Annotated in this window: 18 protein-coding genes; 6 read left to right on the forward strand and 12 right to left on the reverse strand. The window is 41.4% G+C overall.

From position 1 onward, the window contains the following. The first annotated feature begins 3 nt into the window (after positions 1-3). From ACO05G_RS02820 to ACO05G_RS02830, 3 genes are all read left to right on the forward strand, one after another. Positions 4-1,638 carry a pyruvate dehydrogenase complex dihydrolipoamide acetyltransferase gene (locus tag ACO05G_RS02820; protein ID WP_421764592.1) on the forward strand — a complete coding sequence of 545 codons (1,635 nt, stop codon included), beginning with the start codon at positions 4-6 and terminating at the stop codon, positions 1,636-1,638. A 75-nt stretch (positions 1,639-1,713) separates the two neighbouring features. Continuing rightward, entirely contained in the window at positions 1,714-2,253 is a 540-nt protein-coding gene (gene hslV, locus ACO05G_RS02825) for an ATP-dependent protease subunit HslV (protein ID WP_421764593.1), read from the forward strand. Positions 2,254-2,328: 75 nt separating this feature from the next. Continuing rightward, positions 2,329-2,907, forward strand: coding sequence for a hypothetical protein (locus ACO05G_RS02830; protein WP_421764594.1), 579 nt, complete (start codon positions 2,329-2,331; stop codon positions 2,905-2,907). Positions 2,908-3,062: 155 nt separating this feature from the next. Here ACO05G_RS02830 and ACO05G_RS02835 read toward each other — a convergent pair whose 3' ends face one another. Then, a complete protein-coding gene (locus tag ACO05G_RS02835) occupies positions 3,063-3,464 on the reverse strand; it encodes a DUF6326 family protein (RefSeq protein ID WP_421764595.1) in 402 nt (133 codons plus the stop codon). A 245-nt stretch (positions 3,465-3,709) separates the two neighbouring features. Here ACO05G_RS02835 and ACO05G_RS02840 point away from each other — a divergent pair, with 245 nt between their 5' ends. Beyond that, positions 3,710-4,087, forward strand: a complete 378-nt coding sequence (locus ACO05G_RS02840) for a DUF2784 domain-containing protein (RefSeq protein WP_421764596.1) — start codon at positions 3,710-3,712, stop codon at positions 4,085-4,087. A gap of 377 nt (positions 4,088-4,464) precedes the next feature. Here the strand turns inward: ACO05G_RS02840 and ACO05G_RS02845 are convergent, their stop codons facing one another. Both ACO05G_RS02845 and ACO05G_RS02850 read right to left on the reverse strand, forming a co-directional pair. After that, complete coding sequence (locus ACO05G_RS02845; RefSeq protein WP_421764597.1) at positions 4,465-7,095, reverse strand: ABC transporter permease; 2,631 nt, start codon at positions 7,093-7,095, stop codon at positions 4,465-4,467. Next, positions 7,092-7,421 (reverse strand): PadR family transcriptional regulator, encoded by a 330-nt coding sequence (locus ACO05G_RS02850; protein ID WP_421764598.1) that lies wholly within the window; start codon positions 7,419-7,421, stop codon positions 7,092-7,094. The genes ACO05G_RS02845 and ACO05G_RS02850 overlap by 4 nt, the downstream gene beginning before the upstream one ends. 247 nt (positions 7,422-7,668) lie before the next feature. Here ACO05G_RS02850 and ACO05G_RS02855 point away from each other — a divergent pair, with 247 nt between their 5' ends. After that, positions 7,669-8,259 (forward strand): LysE family translocator, encoded by a 591-nt coding sequence (locus ACO05G_RS02855; RefSeq protein ID WP_421764599.1) that lies wholly within the window; start codon positions 7,669-7,671, stop codon positions 8,257-8,259. Between the two features lie 461 nt (positions 8,260-8,720). On the opposite strand, the gene ACO05G_RS02860 is transcribed toward ACO05G_RS02855, so the two are convergent. The 8 genes from ACO05G_RS02860 to ACO05G_RS02895 form a co-directional block, all read right to left on the reverse strand. Next, positions 8,721-9,158, reverse strand: coding sequence for a DUF6326 family protein (locus ACO05G_RS02860; protein WP_421764600.1), 438 nt, complete (start codon positions 9,156-9,158; stop codon positions 8,721-8,723). A gap of 92 nt (positions 9,159-9,250) precedes the next feature. Next, on the reverse strand, positions 9,251-9,877 hold the full coding sequence (locus tag ACO05G_RS02865) for a DinB family protein (RefSeq protein WP_421764601.1): 627 nt from the start codon (positions 9,875-9,877) through the stop codon (positions 9,251-9,253). A gap of 569 nt (positions 9,878-10,446) precedes the next feature. Continuing rightward, positions 10,447-10,920 carry a nuclear transport factor 2 family protein gene (locus ACO05G_RS02870; RefSeq protein WP_421764602.1) on the reverse strand — a complete coding sequence of 158 codons (474 nt, stop codon included), beginning with the start codon at positions 10,918-10,920 and terminating at the stop codon, positions 10,447-10,449. A gap of 91 nt (positions 10,921-11,011) precedes the next feature. Continuing rightward, entirely contained in the window at positions 11,012-11,500 is a 489-nt protein-coding gene (locus ACO05G_RS02875) for a GNAT family N-acetyltransferase (protein ID WP_421764603.1), read from the reverse strand. Continuing rightward, a complete protein-coding gene (locus ACO05G_RS02880) occupies positions 11,500-12,018 on the reverse strand; it encodes a GNAT family N-acetyltransferase (RefSeq protein ID WP_421764604.1) in 519 nt (172 codons plus the stop codon). Before ACO05G_RS02880 ends, ACO05G_RS02875 begins: the two co-directional genes overlap by 1 nt. A gap of 9 nt (positions 12,019-12,027) precedes the next feature. Next, entirely contained in the window at positions 12,028-13,470 is a 1,443-nt protein-coding gene (locus tag ACO05G_RS02885) for a pyridoxal phosphate-dependent decarboxylase family protein (RefSeq protein WP_421764605.1), read from the reverse strand. Beyond that, positions 13,463-13,948: a MarR family winged helix-turn-helix transcriptional regulator gene (locus ACO05G_RS02890; RefSeq protein ID WP_421764606.1), complete on the reverse strand. Its 486-nt coding sequence runs from the start codon at positions 13,946-13,948 to the stop codon at positions 13,463-13,465. The genes ACO05G_RS02885 and ACO05G_RS02890 overlap by 8 nt, the downstream gene beginning before the upstream one ends. A gap of 65 nt (positions 13,949-14,013) precedes the next feature. Then, positions 14,014-14,394 (reverse strand): hypothetical protein, encoded by a 381-nt coding sequence (locus ACO05G_RS02895; protein ID WP_421764607.1) that lies wholly within the window; start codon positions 14,392-14,394, stop codon positions 14,014-14,016. 124 nt (positions 14,395-14,518) lie between these two features. On the opposite strand from ACO05G_RS02895, the gene ACO05G_RS02900 reads away from it, so the two are divergent. Next, positions 14,519-17,962, forward strand: coding sequence for a pyruvate carboxylase (locus tag ACO05G_RS02900; protein ID WP_421764608.1), 3,444 nt, complete (start codon positions 14,519-14,521; stop codon positions 17,960-17,962). Positions 17,963-17,986: 24 nt separating this feature from the next. Here the strand turns inward: ACO05G_RS02900 and ACO05G_RS02905 are convergent, their stop codons facing one another. After that, on the reverse strand, positions 17,987-19,474 hold the full coding sequence (locus ACO05G_RS02905) for an OmpA family protein (protein ID WP_421764609.1): 1,488 nt from the start codon (positions 19,472-19,474) through the stop codon (positions 17,987-17,989). Between the last annotated feature and the right edge of the window lie 85 nt (positions 19,475-19,559).

Consider the following 19,559-nt stretch of genomic DNA (forward strand, 5'->3'; position numbering starts at 1 on the left):
TAAATGGCGGAAGTAATAAGAATGCCCAAAATGAGTGATACCATGGAAGAAGGCGTAATCGCCTCATGGTTGAAAAAAGAGGGTGATGAGGTAAGCTCAGGTGATGTATTGGCAGAAGTTGAGACAGATAAGGCAACCATGGAGTTGGAGTCTTATCAGGATGGGGTATTGCTTCATATTGGAGTGAAAGAAAAAGAATCGGTTCCGGTAGATGGTATTTTGGCTGTGATTGGAGAAAAAGGAGAAGATTATAAGCACCTGCTAGAAGAATCAAGTAATGGTCAATCTGATGAAGGTGAGGAAGAGGCCAGGGAAGAGAAGTCAGAAAAGAAATCTTCTGAAAAAATAGATACAAGCAACATAAAAGCCTCCGTCATTCGCATGCCTAAAATGAGTGATACGATGGAGGAAGGAGTAATCGCCTCATGGATTAAGAACAAAGGAGACAAAGTCGAGTCTGGCGACATCCTGGCAGAAGTAGAAACTGATAAAGCGACGATGGAACTAGAGGCCTATGAAGACGGCACGCTTCTATATACTGCCGTAGAGGCCGGAAGTGGTGTTCCGGTGGATGGTGTCATTGCGATTATTGGGGAAGAAGGTGCAGATTACGAAGCTTTGTTGAAAGCAGAGGAGCAGGGTGATGACAATGCCGAAGAAGAACAAGTAGAAGAGAAGAAAGAAGTGTCTCAAAGTGCGTCGGCACCCACTCAGTCTTCAGCACCACAACAAACCACTACTTCCTCTTCCAGTAATGGAAGAATCAAAGCATCGCCATTAGCTAAAAAAATAGCTTCTGAAAAAGGAATTGATCTATCTCAGGTAAATGGATCTGGAACGGAAGGAAGAATTGTTAAGAAGGACGTAGAAGAATTCACTCCTTCGACACAACCGCAACAGGGAGCTGAAAAAGCTGGTGATAAACCAGCCATTAATATCCCTCAAGTTGTGGGAGAGGAGCGATCTGAGAAGGTAGAACTTTCACAGATGCGTAAGGTGATCGCCAAACGATTGAGCGATAGCAAATTCTCAGCACCTCATTTCTACCTCACGATGGAGATAAATATGGACAAGGCGATTGAAGCCCGAAAGTCCATGAATGAAGTTGCTCCGGTTAAGATTAGCTTTAATGACATGGTGGTAAAAGCAGCCGCTGCTGCATTACGTCAGCATCCGGATGTGAATGTAAGCTGGATGGGAGATCACATGATGAAGCATTCACACGTGCACATGGGAATCGCAGTAGCCATTCCGGACGGATTGATTGTCCCGGTAGTAAGGTTTGCGGATAATAAATCCTTATCGCATATTTCTGCTGAGGTTAGGGAGTTAGCTCAAAAGGCCAAAGACAAAAAACTACAACCAGAAGAATTTTCAGGGAATACTTTTACCATTTCCAATTTGGGAATGTTCGGAATTGACGAATTCACTGCAATTATTAATCCACCAGATGCATGCATTATGGCTGTAGGGGGAATTAAAGAAACTGTTGTAGTGAAAAATGGCGAGATGAAGCCGGGTAACGTAATGAAAGTTACACTCTCATGTGATCACAGGGCTGTTGATGGTGCGGTTGGTTCTGCTTTCCTTAAAACATTTAAAGAACTATTAGAAGATCCGGTTAGAATCCTGATTTAATAAAATCTCATTTTTTACGAGTCATGCTGAACGAAGTGTAGCATCTTTTCCTTTAATTAAGCAGACTATCATTCTATGGAAAAAATAAAATCAACAACCGTCCTGGCAATCAAGCACAATGGCAAAGTAGCCATCGGTGCTGATGGACAGGCGACTCTCGGAAATACGGTAGCTAAATCCAATGTGAAAAAGATTCGCAAACTGGGTGATGGTAAGATCGTTACCGGTTTTGCAGGGTCTACAGCTGATGCATTCACCTTATTAGATCGTTTTGATGAGAAGTTGAGCAACTACTCAGGAAACCTCAAAAGAGCGGCAGTAGAGCTTGCCAAGGACTGGAGGACGGATAGATACCTGCGAAAATTGGAAGCCATGATGATTGTGGCTGACAAAGGAGAAGTTCTCATAGTATCTGGAACTGGTGATGTAATAGAGCCAGACGAAGAAGTTGCAGCCATTGGCTCGGGCAGTATGTATGCAAGAGCAGCAGCTTTAGCGTTGAAAAAACATGCGTCAAACCTAACAGCAGAGGAAATGGTCCGGGAAGGGCTGACCATTGCAGCTGATATTTGCATCTACACTAACCATAATTTGGTGGTTGAAGTTGTAGAGTAATTCAATAATTTCTACTCAATGTGCTCGTTACGGTTAAGACCGCAATGCGATTCTTTATTTATCCTTAATTACAAAATGAAAAACCTAAAACTCACCATTTTTACTATACTCTCTATTACCTACAGCCTATCCGCTTCTGCTCAGGAAACGCTTCAGCAAAAGTTTGATAACATGCTGGAGAACACCGAAACATATGAGCGATACAAAGTAATCCCCCGCACAGACTTAAATGCTTTTTGGTCGGAGGTAACAGATACATTGAACCAAAAGCAACAAAAAATTCAGCAGCTTCAATCTGAAACACAAGATGCGAAGGCGAATGCTCAGCAATCACGTGCAGAGCTTGTTAGTGTGCAGGCAAAACTCGATGAAAGCCTGGAGCTAAATGACACCATTTATTTCTTTGGTATTCCCTTTTCCAAAATAGGCTATCACATCCTGGTATGGGCAATAATTGCAATTTTAGCTGTCTTAGGCATCATGGCCTACTTCATGTTCATTCGAAGCAACAGTGTGACCACTAAGACCAGACGTGAGTTTGAGACCCTTCAGGCAGAATATGAAGAACACAAATCCAAATCCAGAGAAACTCAGGTAAAACTGAAGCGAGAACTGCAAACAGCGGTGAATCAGCTAAGCGAGCGAAGGAGCTAGAATTTTTTTATTCCCCCTTTGAAGGGGGGTGTGAGAGAGTATGAGGGAGGAGGGGGATGTGATACCAATCACCCAAGTTTGTGTCTCCACATAGCAGTTTAGGGATTTCAGTTCTCATGGATAAAAAAGGGGGTGATTAGTAATACTCCATCATATCAAACTCTTGGCCACTTCCAGGCCAGATATATGATATAAATGGTTATCAGACTTTCCAGAAAGGCAAGAAACACATAAAATTCATACCAGGGAGTCATTGAGTTGATCCCAATTAACAGCATCATCAGTGTAAATAGCATGCCGAAAGAGATATTGAGTATCCTGTTCAGTTTGGCGTTGAGTAAAACAGACAGTGCCACCATCAATGACGGAATAACTAAGATGATAGATGCAATGAGTAGTTTCATTGGGCTGTCTAAGACGTTCTCTCCAGTCAGTAAGCTATCTACCTTCCCCGGAGTATATAATTCAAAATAATCTCCATACAGGAAACAGAATATCAATGAGGTCCACAAGGCAGATAGTTTGATTTTGATATTTATTTTCGGATTGTCTAGCATTTGGGTAGGTCATTTAGATTACTTTCAGGTTGATGCTGGTATGAGTGAAATGGTTGCATGGAAGAAATTACAATTCATAGTCACTTGTCATCCTGAGTAATCGAAATGTCATCCTGAGTTTATCGAAGGAGACAATTACCGATCAATCTACACGCCGCTCGCCCATACCCTTCGACAGGCTCAGGGTGACACTACTGAGAGGCGCATTGATTAATTTCTGGCACCATCTTAGTATGTTGTAAATCGTGAACGTTTTCTTAGACTACTTTTTAACGCTTTTCCATAGCGCTTTTGTGCTTTTCGTCTTGACTGGATGGATGTTCAAATCAACCCGCAAGGTACACATCATAGCTATTGGACTCATCCTGGTCGCCTGGTTAGGAATTGGTTGGTACAAAGGTGTGATCGGTTATTGCCCACTCACAGACTGGCACTGGGACATTAAGCGAGAACTTGGTGAACGAAACATTCCAAGTTCATTTATTGAATACATGTTAGAGAAAATTACTGGTCTTGACCTCAACCGAAAACTTGTTGATATTGGAACTGCAGTTGGATTGATCCTGAGTGTTTTGTGCGCCGGGTATGTGAATCTTAGTTCGAGGTTTTCTAAGAAAAATTAGTGTCATGCCAGACTTGATCCGGCATCTTCAATTTAACGTTTGTTAGGTTAAGCGTAGGACGGGGATGTAAATATGCTCCCTTGGTTCGTGTTTCCGCAAACCAGCTTGCGTATTCAGTTGGTGTGAACACGAACCGGTGTTAGAGAATATAACTAGATGTCATTTCGAACGCATGTGAGAAATCTCTACCATCAAAGTAAATATCTCTCTCTTTGGTCGAGATGACATTTGGCGGGGTATTCCATCTTTGAGGCGGTCCAACGTTTCGGGGGAGTGCGAGCATGTGGAGAGGAGGGGGATGTAATTAGTTCTAGCGTTTGTTTTCTTCACAAACCAAAATCAGTTTTCAGCTCGTGAGGACACAATAAAACTAATATTCATTCACTCCTAAGCAGCGTAGCTGGGTTAACCATAGCAGCCTTTACTATTTGATAGGTTACCGTTATCAAAATCATCAGAATTAATAGCAAACCTGATAGTGGATAGATCATCCAATTGATATGAATATGGTATGCAAAATCTTGTAACCAGCCTTGAAGTAAGTAATGAATCAGTGGTGCGATGATAATCATTGCCAAAAGCACTTGGTATAGGTATTTTTGAATGAATAGGGTGTAAATGGATTGAACACTGGCTCCTAAGACTTTTCTGACACCCACTTCCTTGATTCGATTGTTGACCATAAACGTAATTATTCCATAAAGACCCAGGCATGCCAGCAAAACGGCAAGTACTGCAAAAAATTGGATCATGGCTGATAGTTTCTCCTCTGATCTATACAACTGTTCAAGTTTATCATCTAAAAAACGCCATTCCATCGGTGCACTTTCAGAAATCTCATTCCAGGTGTCTTCTAAAATGTCGATATGACGATTTAACTCACCAGCAGCAAATCGGACATACATATACTCCAAATCAATGAATGGCAAGATCATCACTGCTGGCCCGATTTCCTCATGCAAAGACGTATAATTAAAATCCTTGGCTACACCTACGATGGTTCGGGGATGTTCTGAGCCAAAAAAATATACTTTTTTACCGACTGGGTCTTCCAGACCAAGGTATTCTGCAGCTTTCTGGTTGACGATAATGGAATGAGAAGGATCATTTACGTATTCCCTCGATAAATCACGACCTTCAATTAGTGGGATGTCCATTGTTTCAAAGTATCCGTAATCAGCAAGGTTGAAAAATACCCGTTTACTCATTTCCGGTCCTTGATCAGCTCTTTGAATCACACTCCATGGCCAGGGCTCACCAACAGGACGGTCGCTTCTACTCACATTGATTACCGAAGGATTTTGCGTCATCTGCTCTTTATACAGCTCATAGTACCTGGACAAGTCCTCTGGTAACATTTTGATCATCATGACATTCTTAGTGCTGTAGCCCGTATCCTTATTTCTCAGATAGTTGATTTGCCTTGTCATGATGATTGTGGAGGCAATGAGACCTATGGACACTGCAAACTGTAGCATCACAAGCGCATTTTTCATTTGAAAAGGATTTCTTGATCCCACCTTAAGAGAACCCTTTAGGGATTTGATGATGTCAAAGCTGGCGAGAACTGTTGCTGGATATAACCCTGAAAAAGTTCCTATGATTATCACCGCTAGTATCACAATGGGCGCAGCTTTCCATACATCCCTAAATCCCGGGGTGAATTCCCAACCAATGAAGGATGAAATTGCAGGGAAAACTAAAAGCACGATTACACATGATAGCAACATGCAAAAAGTGACAAGAATCATGGATTCTGTCACCAGTTGAGTGATAATACTTTTCTTACTTGCCCCAAGTACCTTCTTTATACCCGTGGACTTGCTTCTGTTAATAGATAAGGCATTGGTAAGAATGGAAAAATTAAATCCGGCAACCACTAAAATTAACGCGGCAATCATCATTAAGGCATTGATACTGAATTTATTACCGGAGCGAATGTGACTGCCTGTGTCATCAACCATTCTACCGGATCCTAAGTAGATGTCAGATAGATTTTGCACAATTGGCATCATTGGATTGGGATCAGCCGGATTTAAATCTTTGAAGTGCTGCGTTAGTTTTTGTTCGAATTGCTCGGGATCAGATGCTGGTTTAAGCTCCACGTAAGTCAGAAATCCTAACCAACTCCAGCTTGTTAAGTCTGATGCATAGCCTTCAGGAATGGTGTAAGATGAAAAGGAAATCAAAAAATCAAAGTCAAGGTGAGAATTGGCAGGCACTTCTGAGAGTATACCTGTGACCTTCAAAGGGGTGGAATTATTGAACATCAAGGTAGCTCCTATGGGGCTGGGAGAATTGAAATACTTAAGCGCCATTTCTTCGGTAATCACAATGGAGTTTGGTTGATCCAAAGCAGATTCAGGATCACCAGCAGTCAAATCAAACTTCAGTATTTCCAAAAACAATGAATCGGCATAGTAGCCCCCGTCTTCATAGAAATTAACTTCTCCGGCAGATAGTAAGCAATTCATGGTGTATCGCATGCGGGAGATTTTTTCCAGCTCAGGAAATTTTCCCGAAATCCCTTCAGCAAGAGCAGGAGGCGAATTGACCAATGTGGTCACATTGCCTGAATTGTCTGCATACGAGAAATTGATGCGATAAACCTGTTCCTTATTCTCGTGGAATTCGTCATATGAGAGCTCATGATTTACAAAGAAGAGAATCAACAGGAAGCTGCTTAAGCTGAAGGCTAATCCAAAAATATTGATAAAGGCAAATGATTTGTTTCTAGAGAAGAAACGGAAGGAGCTGATCAGGTTGGTCTTGAACATACTTGATGAATAGTAATTGTAAGAAATAGAATTGCGATTCCTTTTCAGTGTAAATCGGTTTATGAACCGAAGGACATTTAGCCAGTAAAATAGCCTGGCCCTGAAAGTACCATGTGATTGTTGATGCTGATAAAATTTTTCTTCAAGATCTCCCAAAATGGAATCACGTAAGTGATTTCTACAGTAGAAACGGAAAAAGTGTTGAGCCAAACGAGGTGGATTCTTTTTCATAGGTCATTGTATGACGGTTTCTGAATCTTATCCCACAACATATTGCGTGTCTGGCGGGATGATTCCAACGCTTGCCTCCCCAATGAAGTAATCTTGAAAATACGTTTACTTCTACCACCTCTCTCGTTAGTAGCACCTCCAACTTCAGATTCCAGATATCCTTTTTCCTCCATTCGATAAAGTGCGGTATGCACACTACTAAGAGTTACTTTCCTATCCAGATCCTTTTCAATGGCATTGGCAATGGAGAGTCCGTAGGCATCATTGTCATGAGCAGCTACTAATAGCAATACAATCTCTTCAAATTCACCTAAGTGTAGCTTCATAGTTATTTACCCATTTGTAAAAGAAATACGATTGGAAGATTGAAAAGGTTATGAAAAAAAATCAGCAGGCCAACATTCACTCGTGCAATACTCAGTGTTTTGAGTGCGGCGTACATAAATCACCAAACGCGATTTTCTAAGAAATATTAGTGTCATGCCGGACTTGATCCGGCAACTTCAGGTAAGCACAAGCAAGAGAATGGAATAGACTGAAAATTTGTGTAATCTTGATGCTAAAAGCACCGCTATGAACCTGGTCGCATTTCTATCTTTCATTTTTATTACCACCTATACACCGGGTCCTAACAATATTACTTGTGCATCATTTGGAATGCATCTTGGCTATAAACAAACATTTAAGTTTTTAATGGGAATAGTGGCAGGTTTCTTTACCGTTCTGTGGATCTGTGTTTTACTGTCCTCGGTACTTTTAGAAGTAGCACCATTCATCAACACCTATCTGAAATATATTGGGGCGGCTTACATTTCATGGCTGGCCTATCATACGCTGAAAGCCAGCTATACTTCATCTTCAGAAATAAAGGAGTTGGCAAAGTTTAGCAGAGGGTTTTTGCTGCAAATGGTTAACCCCAAAGGCATCTTTTATGGCATGACCATTTTCACCACCTTTCTCTATAACCCAGATAAGCAAATACTTTCACATGCGCCATGGATATTTTTTTTAGCTGTGGTGTGCTTTAGCTCAGTTTCAGTATGGACCTTGTTTGGCAATTTTATTCAAAAGTACATGCAGAACAGGATGTTGAAAAAAGCGATCAACATTACTCTTTCACTAGGACTTGTTTATACAGCGTTACAGATTTTGGATCTCTTTTAACTTGGTTACCTATCGACCTGATTAATATGTTTGGTTCGCCTTTGAATAGTATATGATTCTTTCTTTTTTCATGAAGACACATTCTGAGGAAAGATAAGTTAACCATTGTCATCCTGAGTTTATCGAAGGAGACAATCCCAATTAATCAACCCGCCCTTCACCCATACCCTTCGACGGGCTCAGGGTGACACACACGTGTGTTTTGTGTAGGATATACGAATCTATCGCCATGGTTTGTGTCTCCACATACCACAATCAGCATTCAATTCGTTAGCACATGAACCATTGTAGGAGAATTAAACTATTTGTCATTTCGAAAGCATGTGAGAAATCTTTACCTCCTATGTAAATATCTGCCCCTTTGGTCGAGATGACATTTACATTGAACTAGCTGCTTTTTTATTGTTTTGGTTTTTAAACCAAATCGGTAAGTTCGTGACGACACCAACCGGCAGGACTACTCAATTTGCTGATTGCACGACTTCCTTCTGCGTTTCAGGTTGGATCCATGTCCAGGCATACCAGACAATGAAGATTGTTGTTGCAATCTCAATAGTCGCAAAAAACATATAATGATAACTAGCTCCTCCCATTAAAAGTGTCCCAAGCATTATCAACGTTTTGATAAAACCTGCAATAATATTTGCCAGGCGATTGAATTTATACTTCAAAACCCTTGACAGCAGAACCATGGCGATTGAAATTTCCATGATGACACCAGCTGCTAATAAGGTCGTTTCATTCATGTTAATGCCGGCGATTGTACCGGTAAGTAATGCACTTAACATTTCGGCTGACATCAGTGACAAAACATCACAATACAGGTAGTTTAAGGTAACGAAGATCCATAGCGTGGATAAAATGACTCTTCTATCGTTAATTACTTCTTCAGCGTTCATACTTTTAGTTTTTTAAATGACGGTCCATGCTCGATTTTGTTACAGTTAGGACAGAGCCGAGATGGGGAACTATTGTTTGACTTAACCTAATTCTAGGATTTCGGGTAATCGGGATGCGATTTTACACTCTTAATTTGCTTCAAGTGTCTATCTGTATGACTGAAAATTTGCATGCATTTTTGATGAATATTTGGTCCAAAGTTGACGTAATAAAGCCGTAGATTTCTTTCGTCCGTTCTTATGAATTTAATTGAGTCATTCCTCATGGTAGTCAACCAGGTCAAGTTGTCAATCCCATCGTTGTTGCCAAATGGTACAGAATAGGAGAATGGCTTTGTAAAATCTGTCGTACTGTTCTTGTTAGGATCACTACCAAGAAAAAGACTGTCGGCGGGATATTTCTTTATTTGTGGAAATTCACCCATTTGTAAAGCAACTGAAATTTGATTCATGAATATCAATTCATAAATAGCTAAATGTTCAACAATCTGGTTAATGCTCCAGCGATCTGGATTCTCTTTAAAGTTCCATTGTTCTTCGGTTAGATTTTGGACTTCTTTGGTTAGCTCTTCTTTTGACCTTGTTAGATTGTCCAACAGGTATTCTCTGTCTTCTTCAGTCCAAGTAGGAATACCTGATTTTTGATTTCCGCTAACTTGTCCGTTAGTTATGCTTACAAGTCCGATACAGAATAAAAGTGTTAGAAACAATAATCTCATAGTTCCGAGTTTGATCTTCAAGTTAGTTAGCAAATTGATGAGTTGATAGTTAGGAGGCCCTTTTAACTCGAATTAACTAATTGAATGATGAATTCCCCATTTGATGAAGGAGCATGAAGGAGAGGAGGGATTTTCAGTTCGTGAGGACACGAACCGAGGCGGAGATTTTGGATCTCTTTTAACTTGGTTACCTATCGACCTGATTAATATGTTTGGTTCGCCTTTGAATAGTATATGATTCTTTCTTTTTTCATGAAGACACATTTCGAGGAAAGATAAGTTAACCATTGTCATCCTGAGTTTATCGAAGGAGACAATCCCAATTAATCAACCCGCCCTTCACCCATACCCTTCGACGGGCTCAGGGGGACACACACGAGTGTTTTGTGTAGGATATACGAATCTATCGCCATGGTTTGTGTCTTCACAAACCTTAGCTTTCAGTTCGTGAGGACACGAACCGAGGCAGGGGATTTTCTAAGGAAGACTAGTGTCATGCCGGACTTGATCCGGCATCTTCAGGTAAGCACAAGCGATACGCTTGCGCTAATTAGGGGGCATTGGTACACTTAATCCTCTAATATCTGATGAGTAACATTTGTTGTTACAATTTTCCAATCGTTGTTAATCTTTTTTAGAGCGTAGACTGCACTGCCTTTGACTTTGGATGTATCTCCTTTACTATTTATTCTTTCATTGTAATATTCCATCAGGTAAGATGCAGATTCATTGGAAAGAATATGAATTTTCTCATTGGATAGTTCCCATTTTAAGATTTGCTGAGTATTATCTATAAAAGATTTCCATATATTGTTTACTGTCTTATAATCTCCCCAATATTCTCCATCTCCAAAGAGAATATGATCATTTATATCAGCATAGTGCCTCATCAAATTCTCATGATCTAGGTTTTTCAAATCAGAGACATGATGCAAATACATTTCTTGAATTTCCTTCTTGATGTCGTTTTCTGAATCCATCTCAGGTTGTTCACATGCAATAAGAGATAAGTAGATGAAAAAGCAAAATTGTTTGAATGCCATAGTATTATTCTTTTTGTAAAATGCCACAGCGTTATTAACGGTAGATCGCGTTTATTTCCTTTCAAATATAGCGGAATACTAAATATTCGACCTATTTCAACCCCCTCCACATCACATATGTATCCACCAATCCCAATTCCTTGTGCTGAAATCCTTTGGGCGTAGTGCCGATAATCTGAAAACCGAACTGTTGCCAAAGCCGGACGGCTGTCGTATTCGTTGAGACGACAATGTTGAATTGCATGGCTTGATAGCCGGCTTCTTTAGCAATTTGTATCGAGTGCTCACAAAGTTGCTTACCAATGCCTTTTCCCTGGCGAGACGGCTTTACCATATATCCGGCATTCGCAATGTGATTGCCTCGACCGGGATAATTGGGTTTTAGAAAGTAGGTGCCTACAGTTTCTCCATTTTCACTTTCAGCGACATAAGTCTCCATCTCGGATGCAAACCAATACTTGGCCAAATCAGCCCTTGGAGTATCATCCGGAAAGACATAGGTGTCTCCTTTCTTGACAACCTCGGAGAAAATCTCCCAAACGCCATCATAGTCTTTCTCAGTGGCTTTTCTGATTTCCATTATGCGAGATCCAGTTTCATCATCAAATCCATTTGCATGTCATCCCCCAGCTGAAACACATGCGTGTCGAAGGTTTTGAATCCATTTCGCTCATAAAAATCAATGGCATTGGTATTCTGATCCCACACTCCTAGCCACAGAAATGCTGTTTTATGAAACCTTGCTCGTTCCATTGCCTTTTCAAACAACGCCTGTCCCAGTTTCTTTCCCTGATAGGCTTGGGCAACATAAATACGCTCAATCTCAAGACCGTTTTGTTCCTTAATCTCTGTTTGTGCGTTTCCCACGTTCACTTTCAGATAACCCGCTATGGCTCCATCGACTTTCACAAAGTAGTACTCGGACTGAGGGTTTTCAAGCTCTTTCTTTAATTGAGCTGAATTGAAGTTTGTCTCCAGGTAATTTTCGAGATCACTTTTGGTATTCTGAGATCCATAGGTCTCTGTAAACGTCTCTATGCATAATGCTTGCAGAGGTGCAAGTTGATCTTTGCTGACAATTTCTACAGTTACCCCCATATGAATGGATTATGAGTTTAGGTTCGTTGCAACCTCTCTAATAACCTTCAGCAGGTAATCAACAGTTCCCTCATGCATCCGATGATTGATCAGACAGGCACGAATCACAAATTGATTGTGCAGGGTAGTGCCCGTGATAAACACACGTCCATCTTTTTCCAAGGCAGGGATTAGCTTTCTGTTCAGTTCGTCAATGGTTTTTTCATCAGTCAGTCCGTTCGTATATCGGAAGCTGGTAACCGCCAGATGAGAAGTGCTTTTCAATTCAAAGTCATCCGTCTTTTCAATCTGTTCTCCGAGGTAGTGAGCCAGATCTATGTCTTTCTGAATCATCGCCTTCAGCTTTTTCATGCCGTAGGTTTTCAGACTCATCCACACCTTGATGGCTTTCGCATTTCGCGTCAACTGAAAATAATGTTCGTTGAAATTGGTGCGTCCCTGCTCTTCCAGTGTGGTGTCCAGGTAGGAAGCTTGTTTGAAGTACGTTCGTTGCAGAATACTGAAGTCATTTACCAGCAAACAACCAGCCTCAAACGTCTGGTACATCCACTTGTGAAAGTCCAATGCCAGCGAATCGGCAAGCTCTATGCCTTTGTATTCTTTCTGGATACTTTTTAAACACGCAGGCAATCCTCCATAAGCTCCATCAATGTGGAACCACATGTCATGTTCTTTCGCGATGGAAGCCAAAGCAGTCAGGTCATCGATTGCTCCGGTATTCACTGTTCCGGCTGTACCAACCACACAAAAAGGAGTGAAGTCGGCTGCTTTATCCTCCTCTATCGCTGCATTAAGTGCGTCTATATTGATCGTAAAATCCTCATTGACAACAATCTTTCGAAGCTGATTGGTACCAATACCCAGCTCCATCAGACTTTTGTCCACGCATCCATGCACTTCGGTTGAGGCATAAACGGTAAAAGGCTTCATGCCGAAAAGGCCCTTTTCCCGGATGTTTTCTTTCTCAAAGAAGATGTTTCGGGCTACTGTCAGGCCGGCCAGGTTGGCAGCAGAACCACCACTGACCATCACACCCCCACAGTCTTTTCCAAAGGTGGTTAGCTCACCTGCCCACTGCACGACACGCTTTTCAATTTCACTGGCCGCCGGCCCCAAGTGCCATTTCCCAACGTTCTGATTGATGGTAGCTGTCAGTTTTTCAGCAAGCAGTGACATCTGCGAACCACCAGCCATCACATAGGCATACATGTATGGTCCCACATTGTTGGTGGCCGTATCCATGACCAGTTCTTTGAACAAGTCAATCACTTCTTCAGGATTCATTCCTTCTTTAGGCAGGGGCTCATCAAACCAGCTTTCGACCTCTTTTTGAGGATGGTAATGGTAGGCTTTCTTTTCTTCAAGGTCAGAAAGTTGATTTATAACTAAATCAGAGGTTTTATTGAGGAGCTGTTCAAATTGCTCGGGAGAAAAGTCTAATGTGTTATTCATTGCCTAATTCGGTTAGGGTTCTGTCTTTAAAATCTTTTTGGCTGTACTGCACCTCCAGGGCTTCCAGCAGGTTCAGGAAATTGCTATCCTCCGAAAAGAGCTTTTTCACTCCTTCGGTTCCTGCATCCCATATTTCTTCAAAACGCGGTAGGTTTTCTTCAGCTTTCGCAGATAAGAAAAAATGCTTTTTTCGAGAGTCGGATTTATCTATAGTGGAATTGAGGTAACCAGCCTTCTCCATTTTTCCAACCATGGTGATGATGGAAGGGTGAGAGAAATGAAGTTTGGATGCCATTTCTGTTACTGAAAGCTGATTATACTTTTTTAAAAGCCTGAATATCAGGAACCAATTGGGCTCAATATCCAACCCCAACTCCTTGTACATCTGCCTGCCGCTATGGACCATAGCGTCACTTAGCCGTTTCAATCTGACAGCAAGCCCCAGATACCCCAGTTCATTTACAAAATCGTATTTCATATTCATGTAGTCAACTACGTAAATATAATTAAATATATGTAGTGATCTACATAAATTTGGATACTCTAGCTTTTCTTACGCTTTCTAATGGTTCGTAAAGAGAGGATGGAGGTAATTATGAAGGGGATAGTAGAAATAAGAATTTTAAAATTTTCGCTCATGATCCCTATTGCAAACATGATCCCGAGTAATAGCGTCAGGCTTAAAATACCTAAATAGATCAATATTCTGCTTGGTTTTTTTTGAAATAAAGCAACTAAAAGTATCAGTTGCCCTAACAGGGGAATTATTACAAAAGGATGAGCGACGGATTTTGGTTGACTCAATAGGCTTACAATAATTTGATATTCGATTTCAAAAAGAAATGAATGATTACCTCCACCCCATTCCAGATATCCGAATAGTGAGGATAGTATTACCAGAAGGATTAAAAGCCTAATATTCACGACTTGATTATAACATTTCTGATGATAATCTATCAGAAAAGACAGCTAAAAGCAAGAAAATTTAGCAGGGGTTTTTACTGGAAATAGTCAACTATTTTCAACTATTTATTAATTTCCATCGAGTATGGAAAATCAGAAGTTCTTCAAAAAGATCATGGTCGCCAATCGGGGGGAGATAGCCATTCGTGTTTTACGTGCGATATCTGAATTGCACATTCGATCAGTAGCGGTTTACACTTTTGAGGATCGCTATTCGCTGCACCGCTATAAAGCTGATGAGGGATATCAAATTGGCCCTGATGATGAGCCGTTAAAACCCTATCTGGACATTGAGGAAATTATTTCAGTTGCCAAACAAAACGAAGTGGATGCGATCCATCCGGGCTATGGGTTCCTATCCGAGAACGTAACATTCGCTACACGGTGCAAGGAAGAAGGAATCGCATTCATTGGACCTGAACCCGATGTGATGTCTCAATTGGGAGACAAGGTGATGGCTAAGAAAGTAGCGAGAGCTGCAAAGGTTCCGGTCATAGAGGACAACCAAAAGACTTTAGAAAATGATGCAATAGCCAAAAGCGAAGCAAAGCGTATTGGCTATCCTGTGATCTTAAAAGCTTCTGCCGGAGGAGGTGGAAGAGGGATGCGCGTGGTAAGGGATGAGCAGACCCTCATCAAATCATTCAATGAAGCGAAATCGGAAGCCGGAAAGGCATTTGGAGATGACACGATTTTCCTGGAAAAATATGTTGAGAACCCTAAACATATTGAAGTGCAGATCCTGGCGGATGGGGCAGGTAACATTGTGCATTTGTATGAACGGGATTGTTCAGTCCAGCGACGATTCCAAAAGGTAGTGGAGGTAGCTCCAAGTGTTGGGTTAAAAGATGAAACTCGCGAAAAGCTTTATGAATATGCTTTGCGAATTGCCAAACAGGTAAACTACAACAACGCTGGAACAGTAGAATTTCTGGTAGACCCGGATGAGAACATCTATTTCATTGAAGTAAACCCAAGGGTGCAGGTGGAGCACACCATAACCGAGGAGGTGACAGGTATAGACATTGTTCGAACGCAGATATTGATCGCAGCAGGGTGTAAGCTCTCGCATCCGCAGATTTTCATTCAGTCACAGGATGATATTCAGGTTCGGGGCTTTGCTGTTCAGTGTCGTGTCACAACAGAAGACCCGGAAAATGGCTTCAAACCAGACTATGGCACCATCATCGCTTACCGAAGTGCCGGTGGGTTTGGTATTCGACTGGATGCAGGAAATGTGTACAACGGAGTGAAAATTTCACCATTTTTTGATTCGCTATTGGTTAAAGTAACTGCAAAGGGAAGAACACTCAAAGGAGCTGCACAACGATTGCACCGTGCGTTACGGGAATTTAGGGTTCGAGGTGTGAAGACCAACATTGGTTTTCTAGAGAATGTGATCTATACCGAGGATTTTTTCAATGGAAAGGCCACCGTTGGATTCATTGACAGTCATCCAGACTTGTTCAAAATCAAGAAGAGTTTCGACAGAGGTACCAAAACACTCAATTACGTTGGAGAAATTTCGGTCAATGGAAACCCGAATGTAAAATCATTCGATCCAAATAAAGTGTTCAGAACACCTAAGACTCCAAGTCATCAAAGAGGAGCAGCTGTTCCACAAGGTTCTCGAGATTTGCTGAAAAAACTAGGTAGAGAAAAATTTGTCCAGTCGATAAAGGATGACCCGAAAGTACATTTCACCGACACTACCTGGCGAGATGCACACCAATCACTGCTGGCTACACGCTTCCGAACAGAGGATATGCTGAAGGTGACCAGAAGTTATGCCCAGCAAAACCCGGAAGTGTTCTCCATGGAAATGTGGGGAGGAGCCACCTTCGATGTGTCTATGCGATTTCTCAAAGAGAGTCCATGGAAGCGGTTGCAACTCATGCGCGAGGCAGCACCAAACATCTTATTTCAGATGTTGCTTCGTGGCTCGAATGGAGTGGGATATACGGCCTACCCTGATAACCTGATCGAACGATTCATCGAGCGAACGGCCGAAAATGGGATGGACATCTTTAGAATTTTCGATTCGCTCAACTGGATCGAAAATATGAAGGTGAGCATAAAAGCAGTCCGTGAACGAACGGAATCTTTGGCCGAAGCTTGCATTTGCTACACCGGAGAATTGCAGGATGATGATCAAAAGAAATACACCCTTCAGTATTACCTGGACATGGCGCGTCAGCTCGAGGATGAAGGAGCTCACCTGTTGGCCATCAAAGACATGGCCGGACTATTGAAGCCATACAGTGCGCAGTTATTAGTGTCTGAGTTGAAAAAGGCGGTTGATTTACCGATTCATCTGCATACACATGATACCTCATCCATGCAGGCGGCAATGTATCTGAAAGCAATCGAGGCGGGTGTAGATATCATTGATGTATCGCTGGCATCCATGTCAGGATTGACCTCTCAGCCTAACTTCAACTCACTAGTCGCCACACTTGAATATCATGAACGTGGAAGAGAGATGAATCTCAAATCACTGAACGAGCATTCTACGTATTTTGAAGATGTGAGGGAGTTCTATTACCCATTTGAGTCTGGCTTAAAAGCGGGAACTGCTGAGGTATATGATCACGAAATTCCTGGTGGTCAGTATTCAAACCTACGACCTCAGGCCATAGCGCTTGGATTAGAGCACAAGTTTGAGACTATTAAGAAAAACTATGAAATCGTCAACGATCTCTTTGGTGATATTGTGAAGGTAACTCCTTCATCCAAGGTAGTGGGGGACATGGCTATGTTTATGACTGCCAATGACCTGTCGGCAGATGATATTTTTGAGAAAGGAGCCTCTTTATCATTTCCAGAATCGGTGATCGGGTTCTTTAAGGGTGATTTGGGTCAGCCGCCGGGCGGATTCCCTACGGAGATCAGCAAGCTGATTTTGAAAAATCAGAAACCATTGAATGGACGAGCGAATGACAATATGGAACCTGTGAATTTTGAAAAGGAATTTGCAGCGTTTCAGAAAGAGTTTCCATTGACGGATTTCGATGATTTCCTTTCATACAAGCTCTATCCAAAAGTTTTCAAAGAATACTATCAGCATGTTCAGGATTATGACGAGGTAACGAATCTCCCAACTCCTGTTTTCTTCTATGGTATGAAGCGTGGGGAAGAGGTGATTGTGGAGATTGCCAAAGGTAAGAACATCATCATCGAGATGGGATACATAACTGAGCCGGATGATGAGGGGATGCGTACGGTTTCATTCAAGCTGAATGGTCAAACCAGAAAAATTGATATCAGGGATAAAAAGGTGGCTGTTCAAAAAGTATCTAACAGAAAAGCAGAAACTGATAATGAAATTGGCTCACCTCTTCAGGGCAAGATTGCCGAAGTGAAAGTGAAAGAAGGAGTTAAGGTGAAGAAGGATGATGTGTTGTTTGTGATTGAGGCTATGAAGATGGAAACAACTGTTTCTTCTTCAGTTTCAGGAACAGTCAAGAAAATCCATTTACAATCAGGGGAGCTGGTAGAGCAAGATGATTTAGTGGTGGAGATGAAGTAGTCCCGTGTTCTATATAAAACGGATTTATTCCATTATCTCAAACTCCACCCGCCGATTAAGTTGCCGTGTCTCCTCAGTTTCATTACTGGCTATGGGATATTTACCACCATAGCCTATACCTGATATTCTTCTTCTGTTAATTCCTTTATTTCTTAAATAGTCAGCGACTGCATCCACTCTGTTTTGAGAGAGTTCAAGATTACTCACCGGATTTCCTTTATTGTCGGTATGCCCTTTTAGTCGAATGTTAAGATCAGGGTTTTCATTCATGACCTCTACCAAAAGATCTAGTTGTTCATAAGAACTGGTCAATATATTGGCGGTAGCACGCTTAAACAAGACGTTTTCAAGTGTAATACTTGATCCGGTTGTTAGAGGTTGAAGAAAAATAATATTCTCGCCTTTGGGTACACTTTCACCAACCTTCAGTTTTGATGAGAAATATCCTGATGATTTAAAAATAAGTGTCTTACCAACCAGCTCTTCAGCTTCGAAAATTCCAGATTCATTTTGCCGCTGGTCATAATCTTCCACAATAACAAGTTCTGAAGCAATTGCTCGTTCTGTAACTCCATCTACTACTTTGAAATAAGCCTTTTCAATTACGTCTACTATTTCTGTAAAAGAGGAATCTTCTACGATGCTTTGTTCAATAGGTATTTCCATGATATCTCCATACACATCGAGTTTGTCCGACCTAATAAAATAGGCGAATGGATCTGTTTCAACAAAACAAAATGAAGTCTCCGACTGAATTGAATTAACTTCAGAAACATTGATCGGTCTCGTCCAATTTTGCCATGTATCATCCAGCCGCTCCGTCATATAAATATCATATCCGCCTTTACCACCAGTACGGTCTGAGGAAAAGAAGAGGGTTTTGTTATCAGTGGCCAGGTAGGGGGTAATTTCCTGGTCTTTTGTGTTAACAATGGAACCAAGGTTGGTCATATGTCCCCAACTGCTTCCTAAATACTCGATGACATAGAGGTCTTCTTTACCATGTGTATATGCTCCCTGAGTACTCAGTATCATGTATCGTTCGTTTTTGGAGAGTGCGCCGCTTTGCAGACCTGAGTGATTTACAAGTCCGGGAATGATGTCTGCATATAGCTCATTTTCAGCACTCAAGTAATTGATCATCGATGTGTGCCCTCCTTGGTCGTTAGAAAGTACTTTGCTGTAATAGAGCCCGCCATAGTAGTCAAAACCAATAGGAGTCACTAATCCCTGGTCGTCTCCATAATCAGGTAAGATATCAATCATCCATGTGTGTCCATGGAAACTGTGTTTTTCAGTGACAATTTCATCCAAATCACTTTGATAGGGATGTAATTCTGTAAATGCCATTCTAAATTGATGATGGCTGATCGTTAAATAATTTGATTTATAGCGGTGAGTCAGCTCTAGCATGAGCTCAGCTCTTCCTGTAAATTTTACCTGTTCAATCGATTGACCTTCTAATAAATATGCAAACAGAAGGCAAATAATTCCAATAGCTAGCTTCATCATGTAAAATAAAACGATCGCAAACAAAAGCTCAAGTAACTCAGCAGTCCAATGCTATTCTTACAGAAATAGTACTAAATAAGGCCTT

This window comes from Ekhidna sp., assembly GCF_965227465.1.
Lineage (GTDB): Bacteria > Bacteroidota > Bacteroidia > Cytophagales > Cyclobacteriaceae > Ekhidna.

Coding starts and splice junctions, on each gene's coding strand:
- ACO05G_RS02900 (WP_421764608.1), top strand. CDS start 14,519: ATGGAAAATCAGAAGTTCTTCAAAAAGATCATGGTCGCCAATCGGGGG.
- hslV (WP_421764593.1), top strand. CDS start 1,714: ATGGAAAAAATAAAATCAACAACCGTCCTGGCAATCAAGCACAATGGC.
- ACO05G_RS02860 (WP_421764600.1), bottom strand. CDS start 9,158: ATGAACGCTGAAGAAGTAATTAACGATAGAAGAGTCATTTTATCCACG.
- ACO05G_RS02885 (WP_421764605.1), bottom strand. CDS start 13,470: ATGAATAACACATTAGACTTTTCTCCCGAGCAATTTGAACAGCTCCTC.
- ACO05G_RS02880 (WP_421764604.1), bottom strand. CDS start 12,018: ATGGGGGTAACTGTAGAAATTGTCAGCAAAGATCAACTTGCACCTCTG.
- ACO05G_RS02845 (WP_421764597.1), bottom strand. CDS start 7,095: ATGAAAAAGAATCCACCTCGTTTGGCTCAACACTTTTTCCGTTTCTAC.
- ACO05G_RS02870 (WP_421764602.1), bottom strand. CDS start 10,920: ATGGCATTCAAACAATTTTGCTTTTTCATCTACTTATCTCTTATTGCA.
- ACO05G_RS02865 (WP_421764601.1), bottom strand. CDS start 9,877: ATGAGATTATTGTTTCTAACACTTTTATTCTGTATCGGACTTGTAAGC.
- ACO05G_RS02835 (WP_421764595.1), bottom strand. CDS start 3,464: ATGCTAGACAATCCGAAAATAAATATCAAAATCAAACTATCTGCCTTG.
- ACO05G_RS02830 (WP_421764594.1), top strand. CDS start 2,329: ATGAAAAACCTAAAACTCACCATTTTTACTATACTCTCTATTACCTAC.
- ACO05G_RS02850 (WP_421764598.1), bottom strand. CDS start 7,421: ATGAAGCTACACTTAGGTGAATTTGAAGAGATTGTATTGCTATTAGTA.
- ACO05G_RS02820 (WP_421764592.1), top strand. CDS start 4: ATGGCGGAAGTAATAAGAATGCCCAAAATGAGTGATACCATGGAAGAA.
- ACO05G_RS02905 (WP_421764609.1), bottom strand. CDS start 19,474: ATGATGAAGCTAGCTATTGGAATTATTTGCCTTCTGTTTGCATATTTA.
- ACO05G_RS02890 (WP_421764606.1), bottom strand. CDS start 13,948: ATGAAATACGATTTTGTAAATGAACTGGGGTATCTGGGGCTTGCTGTC.
- ACO05G_RS02855 (WP_421764599.1), top strand. CDS start 7,669: ATGAACCTGGTCGCATTTCTATCTTTCATTTTTATTACCACCTATACA.
- ACO05G_RS02875 (WP_421764603.1), bottom strand. CDS start 11,500: ATGGAAATCAGAAAAGCCACTGAGAAAGACTATGATGGCGTTTGGGAG.